Origin of the sequence: Rhodococcus sp. IC4_135 (genome assembly GCF_011602025.1) — a bacterium.
Lineage (GTDB): Bacteria > Actinomycetota > Actinomycetes > Mycobacteriales > Mycobacteriaceae > Rhodococcus_F > Rhodococcus_F baikonurensis.
The window spans coordinates 26478-43269 of the sequence record NZ_JAAOLG010000015.1 but is presented as its reverse complement, the minus strand read 5'-3'; the positions used below and the strand labels follow the sequence as shown (position 1 = coordinate 43269).

19 protein-coding genes are annotated in these 16792 nt (G+C 61.7%); 11 read left to right on the top strand and 8 right to left on the bottom strand.

What is annotated here, in order from left to right; genetic code table 11:
• Positions 1 to 145: 145 nt before the first annotated feature.
• The 3 genes from G8767_RS23245 to G8767_RS23235 all read left to right on the top strand — a co-directional run bounded on the left by G8767_RS23245 (position 146) and on the right by G8767_RS23235 (position 2497).
• Positions 146 to 805, top strand: coding sequence for an FCD domain-containing protein (locus tag G8767_RS23245; RefSeq protein ID WP_346843030.1), 660 nt, complete (start codon positions 146 to 148; stop codon positions 803 to 805).
• 78 nt (positions 806 to 883) lie between these two features.
• Complete coding sequence (locus G8767_RS23240; RefSeq protein WP_346843024.1) at positions 884 to 2089, top strand: MFS transporter; 1206 nt, start codon at positions 884 to 886, stop codon at positions 2087 to 2089.
• Between the two features lie 261 nt (positions 2090 to 2350).
• Complete coding sequence (locus G8767_RS23235; protein ID WP_166812028.1) at positions 2351 to 2497, top strand: hypothetical protein; 147 nt, start codon at positions 2351 to 2353, stop codon at positions 2495 to 2497.
• Between the two features lie 5 nt (positions 2498 to 2502).
• Here the strand turns inward: G8767_RS23235 and G8767_RS23230 are convergent, their stop codons facing one another.
• Positions 2503 to 3159 carry an alpha-ketoglutarate-dependent dioxygenase AlkB gene (locus G8767_RS23230; RefSeq protein ID WP_166812026.1) on the bottom strand — a complete coding sequence of 219 codons (657 nt, stop codon included), beginning with the start codon at positions 3157 to 3159 and terminating at the stop codon, positions 2503 to 2505.
• A 94-nt stretch (positions 3160 to 3253) separates the two neighbouring features.
• On the opposite strand from G8767_RS23230, the gene G8767_RS23225 reads away from it, so the two are divergent.
• The 3 genes from G8767_RS23225 to G8767_RS23215 are packed head-to-tail and all read left to right on the top strand — an operon-like array spanning position 3254 to position 4552.
• Complete coding sequence (locus tag G8767_RS23225) at positions 3254 to 3598, top strand: metalloregulator ArsR/SmtB family transcription factor (RefSeq protein ID WP_029256427.1); 345 nt, start codon at positions 3254 to 3256, stop codon at positions 3596 to 3598.
• Between the two features lie 2 nt (positions 3599 to 3600).
• The gene (locus tag G8767_RS23220; protein WP_095971994.1) at positions 3601 to 4083 is read left to right on the top strand and encodes an SRPBCC family protein; all 483 of its coding nucleotides are present in this window, start codon (positions 3601 to 3603) and stop codon (positions 4081 to 4083) included.
• A gap of 40 nt (positions 4084 to 4123) precedes the next feature.
• Positions 4124 to 4552 carry a VOC family protein gene (locus G8767_RS23215; protein WP_166812024.1) on the top strand — a complete coding sequence of 143 codons (429 nt, stop codon included), beginning with the start codon at positions 4124 to 4126 and terminating at the stop codon, positions 4550 to 4552.
• Here G8767_RS23215 and G8767_RS23210 read toward each other — a convergent pair.
• Genes G8767_RS23210 through G8767_RS23190 form a run of 5 tightly spaced genes read right to left on the bottom strand, consistent with a single transcriptional unit; the run spans position 4515 to position 8397 of the window.
• Positions 4515 to 4808 carry an Ada metal-binding domain-containing protein gene (locus G8767_RS23210; RefSeq protein ID WP_124569576.1) on the bottom strand — a complete coding sequence of 98 codons (294 nt, stop codon included), beginning with the start codon at positions 4806 to 4808 and terminating at the stop codon, positions 4515 to 4517. The two genes, G8767_RS23215 and G8767_RS23210, sit on opposite strands and share 38 nt — an antisense overlap.
• Positions 4798 to 5517 (bottom strand): 2OG-Fe(II) oxygenase, encoded by a 720-nt coding sequence (locus G8767_RS23205; RefSeq protein WP_166812022.1) that lies wholly within the window; start codon positions 5515 to 5517, stop codon positions 4798 to 4800. Before G8767_RS23205 ends, G8767_RS23210 begins: the two co-directional genes overlap by 11 nt.
• 21 nt (positions 5518 to 5538) lie before the next feature.
• Positions 5539 to 6516: an ABC transporter substrate-binding protein gene (locus tag G8767_RS23200; RefSeq protein WP_235170453.1), complete on the bottom strand. Its 978-nt coding sequence runs from the start codon at positions 6514 to 6516 to the stop codon at positions 5539 to 5541.
• Between the two features lie 38 nt (positions 6517 to 6554).
• Complete coding sequence (locus G8767_RS23195) at positions 6555 to 7931, bottom strand: MFS transporter (protein WP_166812018.1); 1377 nt, start codon at positions 7929 to 7931, stop codon at positions 6555 to 6557.
• Between the two features lie 46 nt (positions 7932 to 7977).
• Positions 7978 to 8397, bottom strand: coding sequence for a MerR family transcriptional regulator (locus tag G8767_RS23190; RefSeq protein WP_166812016.1), 420 nt, complete (start codon positions 8395 to 8397; stop codon positions 7978 to 7980).
• A gap of 132 nt (positions 8398 to 8529) precedes the next feature.
• Here G8767_RS23190 and G8767_RS23185 point away from each other — a divergent pair, with 132 nt between their 5' ends.
• The 3 genes from G8767_RS23185 to G8767_RS23175 all read left to right on the top strand — a co-directional run bounded on the left by G8767_RS23185 (position 8530) and on the right by G8767_RS23175 (position 12939).
• Entirely contained in the window at positions 8530 to 9939 is a 1410-nt protein-coding gene (locus G8767_RS23185; protein ID WP_166812014.1) for an AarF/UbiB family protein, read from the top strand.
• Between the two features lie 77 nt (positions 9940 to 10016).
• Positions 10017 to 11744 carry a helix-turn-helix domain-containing protein gene (locus tag G8767_RS23180; RefSeq protein ID WP_346843023.1) on the top strand — a complete coding sequence of 576 codons (1728 nt, stop codon included), beginning with the start codon at positions 10017 to 10019 and terminating at the stop codon, positions 11742 to 11744.
• A gap of 79 nt (positions 11745 to 11823) precedes the next feature.
• The gene (locus G8767_RS23175) at positions 11824 to 12939 is read left to right on the top strand and encodes an NDMA-dependent alcohol dehydrogenase (protein WP_095971986.1); all 1116 of its coding nucleotides are present in this window, start codon (positions 11824 to 11826) and stop codon (positions 12937 to 12939) included.
• 58 nt (positions 12940 to 12997) lie between these two features.
• Here the strand turns inward: G8767_RS23175 and G8767_RS23170 are convergent, their stop codons facing one another.
• Positions 12998 to 13936 (bottom strand): alpha/beta hydrolase family protein, encoded by a 939-nt coding sequence (locus tag G8767_RS23170; RefSeq protein WP_346843029.1) that lies wholly within the window; start codon positions 13934 to 13936, stop codon positions 12998 to 13000.
• 276 nt (positions 13937 to 14212) lie between these two features.
• Positions 14213 to 14803, bottom strand: a complete 591-nt coding sequence (locus G8767_RS23165; RefSeq protein ID WP_124569572.1) for a heme-binding protein — start codon at positions 14801 to 14803, stop codon at positions 14213 to 14215.
• A gap of 184 nt (positions 14804 to 14987) precedes the next feature.
• Here G8767_RS23165 and G8767_RS23160 point away from each other — a divergent pair, with 184 nt between their 5' ends.
• Positions 14988 to 16157, top strand: coding sequence for a sensor histidine kinase (locus G8767_RS23160; protein WP_166812157.1), 1170 nt, complete (start codon positions 14988 to 14990; stop codon positions 16155 to 16157).
• Entirely contained in the window at positions 16154 to 16780 is a 627-nt protein-coding gene (locus G8767_RS23155; RefSeq protein WP_166812012.1) for a response regulator transcription factor, read from the top strand. The genes G8767_RS23160 and G8767_RS23155 overlap by 4 nt, the downstream gene beginning before the upstream one ends.
• Positions 16781 to 16792 lie beyond the last annotated feature (12 nt).

Genomic DNA, 16792 nt, shown 5'->3' with positions numbered 1-16792 from the left:
TCAGGTCCCAGCCCAGGCCCATCGAACCCCAGTGCCATACATCACAAAGGTAAACCTATCCACAAACAACCAAATGTCCTACATTTGACTCATGCCGGATTTCCGTATCGCACCCACCGCTCGCAATGTCCCCCTGTCAGTCTAGATCGCGGAACAACTGCGGTCCCAGATCACTTCTGGCAACTGGAAATTAGGGGAGAGGATCCCCGGCGAGCATCAACTTGTCGAAATGACCGGCGCGAGCCGCAATACAGTCCGGGAGGCCATTCGCGGCCTCGTCCATGCCGGACTCCTCGAAGCGCGCCCGGGAGACGGAACCTACGTCTGCGCGAGCTCAGAACTCGAAATTGCACTGCAAAGACGTGCAGCGGCGGAGAACGTGCTCGAAATCTTCGAAGCCCGTGAAGCTTTGGAGCTCTACGCCGCCCGACTCGCTGCGGAACGAGCCCTGCCCGAAGACATCGACCGCATGACTCGGGCTTTGGATCGCCGAGACGCTGAGCCCGACGTCGCCAAATCCGTCGAGTACGACCTCGACTTCCACCTGGAGATGTTCGCAGCGAGCGGGAACCAACTGATCACGGACATCTACCGCAGCCTCGATCGCTCCGACACCATGAGCATCCCACAAGGTAAGTCCGACAAGGAGACTCGACAACTATTCATCGAGCCTTGGACCGACGACGACCCACACCGGCAGCTGCTGGCGGCCATCCGTGATCGCGATCCGGACGGCGCAGCCGCCGCAGTGGTCCGACTGATGGATCACAGCCGATCCCTCTTCCTTCGAAACACGCCGAAATAATTGAAACACAAGACATTCAGACACAGATGACCCCAGGAGAGTACACCTACGGCCAACGTCGTCCCCGACACCGAACACGTGGCATCTACCCCGAGCGCGATACCGCTAATGCGCCGCGGCCTCGTTATCGCCGGCATTCTTCTCATCGCGGCCAATCTTCGAGCCGCAATCACGGTCGTCGGCCCGCTACTCGGTGAGGTACGCGCCGACCTCGAGATTTCGTCGACAACAGCATCAGCATTGATCAGCCTTCCACTGCTGTGCTTTGCAGTATTCTCCCCCGTCGCCCCCATGATCGCAGCTCGATGGGGAATGGAACCGACACTCGCAGCAGCACTCGGCACCCTCGCCGTGGCCATCGTGATCCGCTCTGTTCCGTGGATGCCTGCGCTGTGGATCGGCACCATCGCGCTCGGCATGTCCATCGCGACGATGAACGTTCTACTGCCGGCACTCCTCAAACGAGATTTTCCGACCGAAGCCGGTCGTCTGACCGGAATATTCTCGGCGATCTCTGCAGCAGTCGCCGCGACCGCATCCGGGCTCGCCGTGCCGATCGCCGGTCTCACCGATCATGGATGGCGGATCGCATTCGGAATCTGGGCAGCCGTGGCCGTCATAGGATTTGGGGTCTTTCTTCCCCAACTTCGCCGACGCACGCTTCCGAAACACGATCACGCTGCGGCCCTCGACCCCCATCCGGGCGGCCACAGCTCACCGTGGCGCTCCGCACTCGGATGGCAGATCACAATGTTCATGGGGGTCCAATCTCTCTTCTTCTACACAGCCCTGACATGGTGGCCCACCATCGAAGAATCACACGGAACAACCGCTGCCACCGCCGGACTGCACCAAGGCATCATGCAAATATTCTCGATCGTCGGCAGCCTCCTCACAGCCGTGCTCCTGCACAAACTGCCCAAGGATCAGAGAGGTGCGGTGCTGGGGCTGGTAGCAGTCGCCGCGGCGGCAGTCCTCGGCCAACTTCTCCTCCCCTCCTGGGCCCTGCTGTGGAATGCATTCCTCGGCATCGGTATCGGCGGATCGATCGTCATTGCCTTGTCCTTCTTCGCACTACGCACTGCCAATCACGGTCAAGCAGCGGCACTCTCGGGAATGGCACAGTCCGTCGGATACCTTCTGGCGGCCACTGGTCCCCTGGTTTTCGGTGCACTGCACGATGCCGTTGATTCCTGGACGGCTCCCCTGATCGCATTGCTACTGCTGCTCGCTGTGCAACTCGTCTTCGGCTCCCTCGCCGGCCGCAACAGGACACTGAAATAAGCGAACCCCTGTCGTCTCGAATCAACCCACCAATCTCCCCCCCAGATCCGCGGCGCGACCCAAGATCCGAATGCCGTTGCGCGACAGCAGCATTTTCCTTGGGCCTTCGGCTCGGTGAGCGAGGCTCGGCTGCGTGGGGAACCTGCGCCGCTGCCGACCGCGAACGCTTCTTCGTCGATGCCGGGCGTCGACCCCGATGCCTGACCGAATGTCCACCCACAAAGAGCCGACGGATCGGAATCGGAAGTCGATAATGAGGGCATGAACGAGATAGAACCCCACCGCCTCGAACGAGAACGCTGGCGCACGCTGCCAACTCCGCCGTCGACCGAGTTGGTCGAGATGGTCGGGGACGGACCTTCGAGCGCCGACTTCGACCCTGCTGCACCAGTGGCACAGCAGGGGTGAGAAAGTCACGACATTCCGGTATCCCGCAGGGTGATGTTCAGCCGCCCGGACGACAAACCGATGTCGGGGCTTGCACTTCCGGCGATAACTTTCGGCACTCCGTGATACGCGAACCGAGACTCTCCACCGAACACGAACAGATCACCCGAATGGAGTTCGACGTCGCTGTACGGCTTATTTCGATTCTCGGAATTACCGAACCGAAAGACACAACTCTGGCCGACGCTCAGTGAGACGACGGGAGCGTCGCAACGCTCGTCCTTGTCCTGGTGCATGCCCATCCGAGCGCCCTCCTCGTAGAAATTGATCAGGGCAGTGTCCGGCGTGTATCTCTCCCCCGCAGTCGGGTCACCGTAGGCAGAGGCGACTGCGGTGCGGCCGAGGTCGACGAGCCAGTCAGGTACCGCTGCAACGGGCGCGCCGTTCACGTCGTCGGCGGTGCGGGTGTATTTGTACGGCTGCCAGTGCCAACCGAGACAGACCGTCTGCACCGACATCTTGTGCCCACCGGGGACAACAGCCGAACGCATCGGAACAGGGGCGGTCGCCCACCGTCGGCACTCAGCCACCAATCTGCGCTGTTGTTCGATGCTGAGCCAATCCGGAACGAGAATCGCCCCCGGTGCCACCTCCATACGTGGCCGAGGAATCAGAGCGTTCATGGATTCCACGCTAATCGGTTTCGAAGCATTGACACCCTTCGCATGGGCCCGTAGCGTAATCAACAGATTGGTTGATAAAGGAGATGGTTGACAAGTGATCGTGGATCCAGGGGCAGACGAGCGCCTCGACAAAGCGTTCATGGCGCTTGCCGACCCGGTACGACGGCGGATCATCGCCCGCCTGAGCACCGGCCCCCACACGGTCAACGAGTTGGCCGAGCCATTCGAGATCACGAAACAGGCCGTCTCCAAACATATTCAGGTACTCGAAGCCGCGGGTTTGGTCACCCGCAGCCGCGAAGCCCAGAGGCGGCCGGTACATCTCAACGCCGCAACTCTCGAGGCTTTGACCGCCTGGATCGACCGCTATCGACTGATCCACGAACAACAGTTCCGCAAGCTCGATCACCTACTCAGCACCACACAGAAGGAGACTTAGCCATGGCTACCACCAATCCCGTCACCATCACGGCTCCTGAGGGCGTGCCGTACATCGACATCACCCGTGAGTTCGACGCACCCGTCAGTGCCGTCTTCGCAGCTCATTCGAATCCCGAACTGGTCAAGCAGTGGCTAGGCCCCAACGGATACGAGATGGAGATCGACGAATACGAGTTCGTCAGCGGCGGTCGATACAAGTACGTCCATCGCAACCCCGAGGGCGAAGAGTTCCGGTTCAACGGTGTATTTCACGTTGTTCGCGAAAACGACTTTGCCATCCAGACCTTCGAATACGAGGGATTCCCCGACATCGTCAGCATCGAATCGATCACGTTCGAGGATCTGGGCAACGGACGCACCCGCCTCTCCGGTCATTCCGTATATCCGAGCCTCGAAGCGCGAGACGGAATGATCGAGAGCAATATGGAGCTCGGTGTCACCGAAGGTTACGAACGCCTGGACAAGATCGTCGCGCAACTCTGACCACCTGTTTGCCCGAACCTCCCCAGCGAAAGGCAGTTTCATGGACTGGACCCTCGAAGTAGTCATCGTCCCCGTCAGTGACCTCGACCGCTCCATCGAGTTCTGCCGTGACAAGGTCGGTTTCGATCTCGACCACCACACCGTCAACGAACACATGACGGTCGCCCAGCTCACTCCGCGTGGTTCGGGCTGCTCGATCGTCATCGGCAACCTGCCGTCGCAAACCGAGATGGCCCCTGGTTCGTTGAAGGGATTGCAGTTGGTCGTGGCCGACGCTGCAACGGCTCGCCAAGAGCTCATCGACCGCGGCGTCGATGCCAGTGAGGTCACCGTCTTCGACGAGCGTGACGGGGGCACCTTCTTCGGATTCGCCGACCCGGACGGCAATACCTGGGCTGTCCAGCAGCTGAAGGTCCGCGGCGACAAGCCGCTCATTCCGAAGGAGTACCGCGACCGCTTCGGTGCGTAGTGGCTGCCTTCCATGCTGCGTAACCTTCGGGCATGCAGACGGCGCAGGGGCGATAGCCGGCCGCAATCGCGGTCGGCTCGTCCGCGAAGAACACCCGACTGGCGACGTACCCACCGCGTGCGATTGCCTGCGCAGCCCCTCGACAGTCGAGCCGCCCGTAGATCTTCGTTTTCCGATGCCCACCAAGCGCACCGGGCGTCGAACTCTCGTAGGGTTTGTTGCGAGCGTCGCGGAGGATGTACGTCTTACTCGGCATCATGAAGCACCAATCCCAATGTTCGACGCGTGCCGGAGTGCACCACGCTGACACCATGCCGCACAGGTGCTCTCGACCACCCACGCGAACTCTGAACCGGCCGATCCCGCGTGGTGAAGATCAACGCGTGCCCCTGTTCGAGCACCGTCACCGTCGCTTTCGACTGGGCGCGCGGCCGCTGTTCCACGAGCAAGAACTCGCCGCCGGAGTGGTCGATGCGAGGTCTGTCGAGCCCGATCACGATTTGCAAGGGAAATACCAACTCTCCGTACAGGTCCCGATGCAGAGCATTCCAGTCGCCGGGTCCGTAGGACAGAAGAATCGGGGTCGGCCGATTCTGGCCGGCGTCGTGGCACTGATCGATCCATTCTTCGAAAGTGTCCGGCCACGGCGCACTGTCCCCCAGTTCGAACGCCCACTCCCGCGCCACGGGCAGCAGGTGCCGGTAGAAGGCCGCTCGCATAGCCGTGATCGGTTCCGGTACGGGATCACCGAAGTACCGGTACTCCCCCTGACCGAAGCGGTATCGAGCCATGTCGACGGTGCTCCGAAAGCGGTCGACCTCCGAGTACCAGGAAGCGATTTCGCGACACTCCGACTCGTCGAGCATCGGCGCCGCCTGTGCACACCCACTGGCGTTGATTCCCTCGATCAGCGCAGGCCAATCGAGGGAATCAACTCGAGCAGGCAGATCGGTGAAGAGGTCCATACGTCGTAGACGACGCGGCGGTCAGGAATGTGAGAATGCCAGCAGTTGGTCAGCCAGAGAGTTGTACGTACGGGCGATCCCGGCATAACTGAGCACGGGTTCCGGATTCCAGGTGCCGACCTTCCCTGCCTTCACCGCGGGCAAGTTGGACCACGCAGGATTCGTGCCGAGCGAATCCAGTTGCAAACTGGACGGGCGGTCGTCGAGGAAGATCATGTCGGCCGGATAGTGGTCCGCCATCTCCCAGGCCAGTTTCTCGACGTAGACCGACGAGCCCTCGGCCGGATCGACGACGGCAAGGCCCAGACCCGTCAGATCAGCGAGGATCGGGAATCCCGAACGACTGACACGAATCGTGTCCGGATCTGCGGACACGAACAAAACCGGTGATTTCTTCAGGGAGGAAGCAACTTCGGAGATTCGCTCACGCGCAGCGCGGTAGTCCTCTCTCTGCGCCTCCAGATCCTGGTCCGCTCCGAGTTCCACGGCCAGTTGCACAATGTCCTGCACGATGGAATCGATGTTTCCTGTTGCTGTTTCCACGAAAAGTACTGACGACAAGCCTTTCACTGCATCCAAGTTCGCCTCGTCGAGTAATGCCGACCCGCGCAACTGAGGGACGATGACGACGTCCGGCTCGAGCGCAGCGATCTTCTCGAGTTCCACTTGTCCCCAGAGTTGCCCGACCATGTCAGTCTTCGAGAAATCCAAGTTGCCGGAGATGCTGGTGTCCGTCGATCCCGGAGATCGTGTCAGTGCCCCGAAAACACCGACCGGCACCAGTCCGTAATCCCACAGAGCACCCGCGATACCGGTGTAGGCGACAAATGTCCTTGGCGGTGAATCCAATTCGATCAGGTTTCCGCGATCATCGGTGAAGGACCAGCCTGCATCGCCTACACCCCCGTCGTCTGCACCCGAGCGCGAGCAACCGGCCACTGCCAGTGAGGCAGCCAATCCCGCTGCGGCGCCGAGGAACCTGCGGCGATTCCAGTCCATCACGAGACACCTGTGCGGTCGTGGAGTGAGCAGCGTGGTCATGTGTGTGCCCTTTCGGCGATTGGTTGAACTGTTGCAGGAGTTGACGAACGAGAAAAGAGAAGGATCGATGTAAAACCTGTGAGCATTCCGACGCCCGCGCAAAAGACCAACGGCCACAGCAGGGCGAACTCGTCCGAACCAGCGAAGAGCGAGCCGCACAACGCAATTCCGACGGCAAGCCCGAATTGACGCGACGAGTTGGCTGTTGCCGAAGCGGTCCCGGCGCGCTCTGTCGGGGCATCCGACATCGCCGCGCCCGGCAGCACCGGCGATACCGTCGCCGAACCGACACCGGTCAGAATCAGCCCGGCGATCAGCGCGGGCCAGAGCGGCTCGACGAGAACGTACAGCATGGCCACGCAACCGATTCCGCACAGGACCGTCCCTAATCCGAGCGACAGTCGAAGGTCGACGCGCTGAAGCCGCGATCCACACAGCGCCGATACTGTGACAAAAGCGAGCGGTTGAATCGAGAGCACAAGTGCGGCCGTCGATGCCGACAGTCCCAGCCCGTTCTGCAGCCACAGTGAAAGAACCACGAGCGGGCCGTAGGCCGCGAGGTAGTACCCGAACGCAGCGACGAGGACGCCGTCGAATTTCAGGGATCGGAACAATGCCGGATCGAGCATCGGGCTGCCGCTTCGACGCTGCCAGGACACAAACGCCGTCAGCGCACCGATTGCGATCAGGAAGGCAAGAACTGTCGACGACGAAGCCCACCCGATGTCGCCGCCCCACGTCACGCCGAGAACCGCGGCAACGGCAGCGAGGGTGAACAAAACGATTCCGGCCCAGTCGATGTTGTCGTCGCCGCGCTCACTGTCGGCGAAACAGAACACAGCCATTGCGAGCGCCACTGCGGCCACGGGTATTCCGAAATAGAAGACCGCACGCCAGTCGAAGAACTGCGTCAGCAGCCCTCCTGCAACGTTCCCGATTCCCGCCGCCAATCCAGCGACGGCACCCCACGCAGCAAAGGCGACGTGACGATCGCGGCCCGAATATGCGTCGCCGAGCAGAGGCAGGAGCGTCGCGAACATCGCCGCACCGGCAATTCCTTGAGCGCCACGGGCTGCGACCAGAACCGTGACGTCCGGAGCAATCGCGCACACAGCCGTTGCCACCAGGAACACGACCAGTCCGCAGATGTAGAGGCGTTTGCGTCCCCACGCATCACCGAGTGCGCCCATGCCCACCAGAAGAGCAGCCAAAGCCAGCGTGTAGGCGTCGACGACCCAGGACATCGCGCCTGTACTGCCGTCCAAACCGACCGCGATGGCCGGCACCGCGATCGTCGTGATCGTGGCGTACGTCAGTAACAGAAAAGTTCCGATGCATGCGGCGATGAGCGGCAGCCATCGTCGTGCCGACATGGTCAACCTCCGGATAGAGCGGTAAGTGCGCCCTAACTATGGAGGTTCAAGTCAACTTGAAGTAAAGCGCCGCTTCGACGCGTTTGTCGAGCTGCTCGAGCAACCACGCGCACTGCATCGGACGCTCTTGCCGACACGTCAGGTGATGCTCGAGAATAAGTTTCGCTCGCGTAGCGGCGGCGATCTGCGCCTCGAGGGTCGACACTTGATCTGCGAGAACCGTGGAGAACTGCTCGGACGTAGTGTCGGTTTCGATGAAGGACCGCACCTGTTCCAAGGACATTCCCGTCTCGGTGTACATCCGGATCAAGGCCAGGCGGCGCAGCTCACGCTGGCCGTACCAGCGTTTGCCGCCAGTTCGCGACCGCGCGGACAGCAGTCCTTCGTCCTCGTAATAGCGCAAGGTCGACGCCGCGATTCCGAACGATTGTGCAACCTCGCCGATCGGGATCAAGTGCTCACGCATTCACCGATCGTAGGCTGAATCCGTAGGCGGTTCCGGCAGTTATGTGTGACTTGGCATACTGACTAACGGAAGGGGTCGCGTAAGTGATCTCACGGCAAAATGCTGGATGCGCTCGTTGAACGAGGGAGAGCTGTGCTGGATCCAACGCGACCTGTCGGACCGTACTCGTCAGGAGTGCCCGCCTCTGCCCTCGAGGTCCGCATGCCGGACCTCGAACGCTTCGGCCTCGCCCAGCTGTGGCGTTCCGCGATCATCGCCGTCGTATTGTCCACGTCGATCATGTTGGCGCTGATCGTGTGGCCTTTCCGCAAGCGCGGACGCACGTGGGCAGACGCTGCCTCCGACGGGATGGTCGACGGATTCATCGCACTGGGTCCCACCTTCGTCAAGCTCGGCCAACTGGTCGCGTCGTCGTCCGGCCTGTTCCCGGCCCCGGTCGCCAATGCGTGCCTACGTTGTCTCGACGACGTTCCGTCCTTTCCTGCCGAGCAGGCTCGGAGCGTCGTGCTGAAGGACCTCGGGTACTCCGTGGACGACCTGTTCGCGAAGTTCGACGATGTACCTCTCGCGGCCGCGTCGGTTGCACAGGTGCACGCGTGCGTTCTGCACGACGGCCGAGAGGCCGTCATCAAGATCCAGCGTCCGGACATCTATGCGCGGATGCTGGTCGACCTGCGGGCGGCGTACTGGGGCGCGAACATCCTCGAGAAGTTTGTCGAGTTCCTTCGAATTGCCAATGCCACCGCCATCATTCGCGATCTGCACAACGCCACGATGACGGAATTGAACAGCGCAGTCGAGGCCGACCGGCAGACCACCTTCCGGAACAACATCAGTGCGTTCGGCGACAACAAAGGAGTCACGACGCCAGAGGTCTACTGGGACTACTGCGGTCCCCGAGTCATCTGTATGGAACGCATGCGGGGCGTTCCGCTCGATCGGTTCGTCGCCGGCCCGGACGGAATCGACGAAGCCCGAATGCTGATCCGGCGCGGTGTGAAGGTCTGGCTCGAATCTGTCATCGTTCACGGTCCGTTCCACGGAGACGTACATGCCGGGAATCTGTGGGTCCTCGACGACGGCCGGATAGCGATGCTCGACTTCGGCATTGTCGGAGTTCTTCCGGAAACGTGGCGCTCGATCCTGTCCGATATGTTCCGCGCGACTCTCATCGACGGGGATTTCGCCCGCGTCGCTCGCGGAATTCGATCCTTGGGTTATGCAACCGACTACGAAGTCGACGACGCTCAACTCGGAATGCAGGTGGCGACAGCCCTCGCCCCGATTCTCGGCCGTGACCTGGGTGAACTCAAGCTCAGTGAATTGATCATGGCACTGATTCAATTGGGCAAACAGTGGGGTGTCGCGAGTCCCGAGGAATTGGTTCTTTTCGGTAAGCAACTCGGATACTTCGAGCGATATGCGACGGCGTTGGCACCCGGTTGGGTGATCGGCCAAGACCTTTATCTGTTCAAGAACGTATTTCCCGAGGCAGTCGCCGAAAAAGCACAAGAACTCGGCATCACGATGCCTGACGAATAAATTTGTCCCCTATTTCCTTATTCTGCATTTCGCCTGTCGGGGTTAGCCTGTAATGACCAACCGGCCGAGGAGCAAATGTGCAGCCACTTTCTGTAGCCCTCCCGCACGCGTCGACAAGTCCGAGGAGTAACGGGCCGCATGTAGGCACCACCCTCGGCGCCCTCATGCATTCCACGGACAAGTCCGTGATCGAGCTTCTGGAAAGCCCGGACGGGCTTGACATCGACATCCGTTCGATCGCCCTCGTCGAGTCCTCCGACATCGACGGCACCGACAGCCGAAGTGCGATCTCCGACATCTACCTTCCCGTCGGAGTTCCGGAGTCGACGCTGACGCAGTGGCTGCGAAAGTTCGAAGGCAGGCCGTCACGGCGTCGGCCGAAGCTCTTGCTCGTCAAGAATGCGCGCGAGGCGACGACGGTACTCAACGCCGCACGAGGCATCGGAATCGCCGTGGCCGCGGTCCATCCGCAGGCCAGTTCCGGGCACGTTTACTCGCTGGTACAACGACTTCTGACGCAGAGTTCGTATCGTTCACGAGCCGCGGCGGGTGCAGTACCGGGAGGCGACTCCGATCTGTTCGCACTCTCCGAAACGATCGCTGAACTGACCGGCGGCCTCGTGACGATCGACGACACTGCACTCCACGTCATCGCGTATTCGGCTGCTCACGAGGGTGAAGACGAGCTCCGTCAACTCTCCATACTCGGCCGGGAGTGGCCGATCGAATACACCGAATGGATAGAGAGCAGAGGCGTGTTCGAGCATCTCAGGCGCTCGGACGAGATCATCAGTCTGCCCTCCGAGCCGGGCATCGGAGCCGCGCACCGGCTGGCAGTGAGTATCACCCGCCCGGACCTGTCGGCGCCGACGGGTTCCGTTGCACACCAACACAATCTCGGCAGCATCTGGGTGCAGCAGGCGTCAGGACCACTGTCGGACGACGCGGGCGCGGTGTTGCGTGGTGCAGCGGCCGTCGCCGCACGCATTCTCATGCGGACGCTGGACGCGTCCAGCCGCGAAAATGATCAAGTGCAAAGGTTGTTCGGTGTTCGCTCCGGCGGAATCGACGTGCACTCCCTCGCCGGCTCCTTCGGCATCAGCACCGACGGCCCCGCTGCGGTCGTCGGATTCGCGATCTCCCTCGAGCCCGGATCGGATCTCGATCGAATCACCAACGCCTTGCGCTTGCGCGCCAGCGCATTCCGCAGCGACGCGGTCACGACGATCATCGACCACCGGATCTACGTGCTGTTTCCTCGGGCCGAAAACGAGGTCGCGATCAGCGACTGGGCTTACGACACCGTGCGAGTACTCGAGAATCGTGCGGGCATCAGCGTCCGTGCCGCCGTGGCGGTACCGATCGCGCGGTTGCACGGTGTGCCCGAGGCGCGTCGAGAGGTAGACCGCGTGCTCGATACCACTGATGATCACGACACCGCGAAGGTCACCACACTCGCGGCGTCACGCACCGCGGTGTTGCTGGGCGAAATCCTCGATCTCGTCGCCGATCACGAGCGACTACGTGACCCTCGTATCGACAGACTCATCTCCTACGACGACAAGAACACTTCTGACATGCAGTTCACGCTCACGGCCTATCTGACAGCTTTCGGGGACGTGAAGAAGGCCGCTTCCTCACTGAAAGTTCATCCGAACACGCTGCGCTATCGCATTCGGCGTGCTGAACAGATCATGGGCATTTCGTTGGACGAGCCGGATACGCGCCTGCTCACCGAACTACAACTCGCCATCCTGGGACGTGCCCCGGACGAGTCTGAAAGATACGAAACGTCCGATCAGTGAGATGGGCCTCGAGCCCACCCTGAACTCTCGAGTAGACAACTGAGGAATCCGAAGAACAACTCTCACCTCAGGAGATACCTTGCGCACTCGTGGAGCCGTCATTCGCCAAGCACCAGGCACATACGAGGTGGTCGATCTCGAACTCGATTCACCCCGCAGCGGCGAACTCACCGTCAAGATGGTCGCCTCCGGCTTGTGCCACTCGGACGATCACATCGCCAGCGGCGACCACGGAGTCGGCCGCTATCCCATCTGCGGTGGACACGAAGGCGCCGGAATCGTCGTCGAGGTCGGGCCGAATACCGAAGGGTGGTCCGAGGGTGATCATGTCGTGTTCTCGTTCCTCGCCGCCTGCGGCCGTTGCCGGTGGTGTGCAAGCGGAATCCAGAACCTGTGCGACAACGGCGCCGCCATCATGACCGGCAGCAGGCCCGGCGAAACCTCGAGTTACAGAATGTCTCTCGACGGTCAGCCCGTGGCCCAGACCTGCGGCCTGTCCACCTTCAGTGAATACACCACGGTCAGCACTCTCTCGGCCGTGAAAGTCGACAAGCACCTGCCTCTCGACGCTCTGTGCCTGCTCGGCTGCGGCGTCGGAACCGGGTGGGGCGCCGCGGTCAACTCCGCTCAGGTCTATCCCGGGCAGACCGTCATCGTCATGGGAGTCGGCGGAATCGGAATCAATGCGGTACAGGGCGCCTCGCATGCCGGTGCCGCCCACGTGATCGCGGTGGACCCGGTCGCCTTCAAGCGTGACAGTGCATTGAAGTTGGGCGCGACCCATGCCGTGGCCACCATGGAGGAAGCCACCGACATCGCGCGCTCGTTCACCAACGGCCAGGGCGCGGATTCCGCCATCGTCACCGTCGGCGTCACCACCGGCGAACATGTCGCGCAGGCATTCTCGTCGATCCGCAAGGCAGGAACGTGCGTCGTCACCGGTCTCGGGAAGATGACGGACGTCGGCATTCCCGTGAGCCTGATGGAGCTCACCTTGTACCAGAAGAGAATTCAAGGTTCCTTGTTCGGGGCGTCCAATCCCACCGCCGACATTCCGTGGATGATCGATCTCTACACCAGCGGCAAACTCGAACTCGACGGCCTCATCACCAACCGGTACAGCCTCGACCAGATCAACAACGGATTCGCCGACATGCATGCCGGTCGCAATCTGCGCGGAATCATCACCTTCTGAGCGATGTCTCTCCGGGCTTGACTCGTCAGCAAGTCCGGAGAGATCCTTCACATCAGCGTCACCAGGCATTCATGGTGTCGAGGATTTGCCCTCTGGCCATCCACAATTCAGCGGACCAGTACGGCCACGAGTGAATACCGGCGGGCGGAAAGCTGTACGTCGCTGGGATTCCCAAGGACTTCAGGCGAATTTCGAATGCCCGCGCGTGCACCCACGAGAGCGCCTCCAGTCCCATACCCGTCGCGGTGTGGAAATAGTCGATCGGCGCAGACGGATGATCGTACGGTCCCGGGATGCCGTTGGACGACGAAATGTACATCGACAGTCCGCGAAGCGATTCCGCGTTGACGAACGGGTCGTTCCGAAGCCACCCGGATGACCACGGCGGGCCCCACATCGAATCGACGTTGTACCGGCCGGCGTCGAACATGGCTACGCGGATCGCTTCGCGCATACCCGGGCCCGAGATATTGATGTAGCCGGACAGCGAGCCGGCGAACTTGAACTGATCCCGATGATGCCCCGCCAGGTTCAATGCGGCACTACCGCCCATCGACAACCCGATGATCGCATTATTGGTTGGTGAAACACCGTACCCTGCAAGGAAGTCCGGAAGCTCACGGGTGAGAAATGTTTCCCACCGGTACGTTATCGGCTGAGCGTTGAAATTGGACGGCGCGTACCAATCCGTGTAGAAACTCGACTCACCGCCGACCGGCATCACCAACGTAATGTTGTCGTTGCGGTACTGATCGAGTGCGTTCGTTTCGAAACTCCAAGCATTCCTGTCGTTTTGCGCGCGAAGACCGTCGAGCAAGTACAGCGCGGCGTTGCCACCGCGCGCGGCCCACTGCACCTGAACCTTGATGTTTCCCATCGAAGACGGGACCCACAACTCGTCGTAACCACCCCATGGCGCCGAGTGCGCCGGAGTCACGCCAGGGGCCGGAGTGGCACTCGCGGCAGTCGGGCCGAACATACCGCCGAGAAGAAGCATCGACAACAACGCCGCTACGAGCACCCGTACCCGCCGTGTATTGCGCTCGGGCAACGTGAATCTGATTCTCTGCAAGGTTGTGTCTTTCCCCGAAACTGCGCATCAAGAAACTCGCTTCGGTAAGTGCATCGTCGGTTCCACTGTCGACGTGTTTGTCCCTTTCCGGGGGCTCCGGTGTTACAAAGTCGAGGTCATCGCGGCAAACGGACAACTGTCGTGCCGAACGAATCCAGGTGGCGAAAAGCACAATTCACGATGCGCGCTGTCTGCGCTCACTCAGCCGAGGGACGAAGCGATCGCCTCTCGCCCCGCAGCAGCGCAAGCTTGGTCCTGCATTCCGTCTGGAGCACCACCGACACCGATACCGGCGATCGAGGCGGATCCGGACTTCAATGTGACTCCACCTGCAAGGAAGAGGGTGCCGGGAAGGTCGGCGATGGTCGATCCCTCACCTTTGGTACGCTGCGAGAGGTCACTGGTGTCGGCTCCGAAAGCTGCAGAGGTGTATGCCTTCTCGCGTGAGGCCTCCACCGTGTGCTGCGCCGCGTTGTCGCCTCGCACCATGGCGATGACGTTTCCTGCCCGGTCGACGACGGAGACGGTGACAAATCCGAGCCCGTCGGCACGGCATTTGGCCATGGCCGCACCGGCGGCCTTCACTGCTGCGTCGGCGCTGAGTCGATTCTGACTGACCACCGCCGAATCGCCAGTCGCAGCAGGCTGCTGCGTGGCAGAAATCGACGTCGTGCTCGATGCGTTCGCCACCGGCGTGTCGGTGGTCGAGCAGGCGGCGCTTGCAAGGATCGCGACAACCGGAACGGCGACAGCGAGCGTACGGGGAAGTCGGGTGTAGATGCGGTGGTTCATGGCGGGCACACTTTCAGTCGAATGGTTCGAAACCGTCCACTACAGCGTCGCGTCCCGGCGCGGGTGCGCACATCGGGCGCTCGGGTGACGAACCGTGCCCCATCTGGTTGTCCAGATATCATCCGAATGGTTGATACGACGGCCTGGCGCCCTCCGTAATATTCGAGGGATGAGTAACGGAGCGATGAACGCCGACGCCGAACTCGGCCTACGCGGCCCGTTGGCGTATGCGATCCACGCGTCGTTCTTCGTACTGTTGTCGACATCGGGAGTTCGGTACGTCACAGTCCACGGGACAAGCGGTCGGTTCGGGGTGGTGCTCGTTCTGGCCGGGGTTCTCGCCGTGCTCTACGCCGTCATGGCTACGGTGTCTTCGCGAGATGTGGTTCGCCAACGGCTGTGGATGTGGCCGGTACTGAGCACCTGGGCAGCACTGGTCTGGCTTGCACCGAGTTTCGCGTGGTGCGCGTTCCCCGTTCTCTTCCTCTGTATTCGCCTGTACCCGAGCAAAATCGCCTACCCACTCGTCGGGATCCTGGGCGTCCTCGCCGGTATCGCGTTCTACCGGGTCACCGGTCGTGCCGAATTGGTGACACTGCTCGGACCTCTGTGCACCGCGGCACTGGTCGCGGCAGCCTACGGGCAGATGGAACGAGATGCCCGAGAACGCCTTCGGCTTCTACGCCAGGTAGCAGAAGCGCAATCTGCATTGGCAGATACCGAACGTGCCGCCGGCGTTGCCGCTGAGCGAGAGCGCCTCGCGCGCGAAATCCACGACACCGTTACACAGGGACTGGCGAGCGCCCTTCTACGACTCGAGGCAGCCGAACAAACGTGGAACACAACGGGTTCGCCGTCTCGCGCCGATGTCGATGCCGCGGCAGAGAACATCCGCACGAGCCTGATGCAGAGTCGAGATCTCGTCCACGATCTGGCGCCGACCAAGGGCGGTACGGGCAACTTCGACGCCTTGGTCGTGTCTGCGGCCCGGCAGTTCGTCCCGGCCGTTCGGATCCGCACCGTCGGTGAAGCCGTCATCCTGCCCTCGGACGTAGCTCATGCCATCGTGCGAGTGGTCTCGAGCGCGTCGTCCAACATCGCCCACCACGCCCGCGCCGACACAGCGGGCGTGACGATCACGTATCTCGACGACTCCATCTCGGTAGACATCTTCGACGACGGCGTCGGCTTCGATCCGGGAAAACTCGCCGACCATTCTCGGTACGGTGGATACGGCCTACGTGCGATGCGGAGTCGCGTCGCGCAGCTCGGCGGATCGTTCACCGTGGAAAGCGCACCGGGAGACGGCACCGTCGTCGCGGCCCAGTTCCCGCTCGAACGGAGGATCCGGTGACCACCATTCGCGTCTTCCTCGTCGATGATCACCTGGTGGTGCGCGCCGGGCTGAGAGCGCTGCTGGACACTCAGCCGGACGTCGAAGTAGTCGGCGAAGCATCGTCCGGCGAGGAAGCGGCCACGGCGATACAGTCGGCCTCGCCGGATCTGGTGATGATGGATCTGGACATGGGCACCGGCATGCATGGTGCAGCGGCGATCAAACGGCTTCGAAACGACGGTCTCGATGTTCCCGTCCTGGTTTTCACGACGTATGACACCGACGCCGACGTCGTACGGGCTGTCGACGCCGGCGCCATCGGTTACCTACTCAAGGACTCGACGCCTGACGAGATCTTCGGCGCGGTGCGCGGGGCGGTTGCCGGGCGCAGCGTCCTCTCCCCTACCGTCGCCTCCCGTCTCGTTCAGCAGATGCAGCGCCCACAGGAAGCGCTCACCGCCCGTGAGTCCGAACTACTGAGCCTGCTCGCCGAGGGGATGACCAACCGCGAGCTGGGTAAAGCACTCTTCATCAGCGAGGCGACGGTGAAAACCCACCTCGGGCACATCTACGCCAAGCTCGGTGTCGATACCCGCTCTGCCGCAGTCTCCGTCGCACTACGTCGCGACGGAATACGCTGACCTCGACAGCGG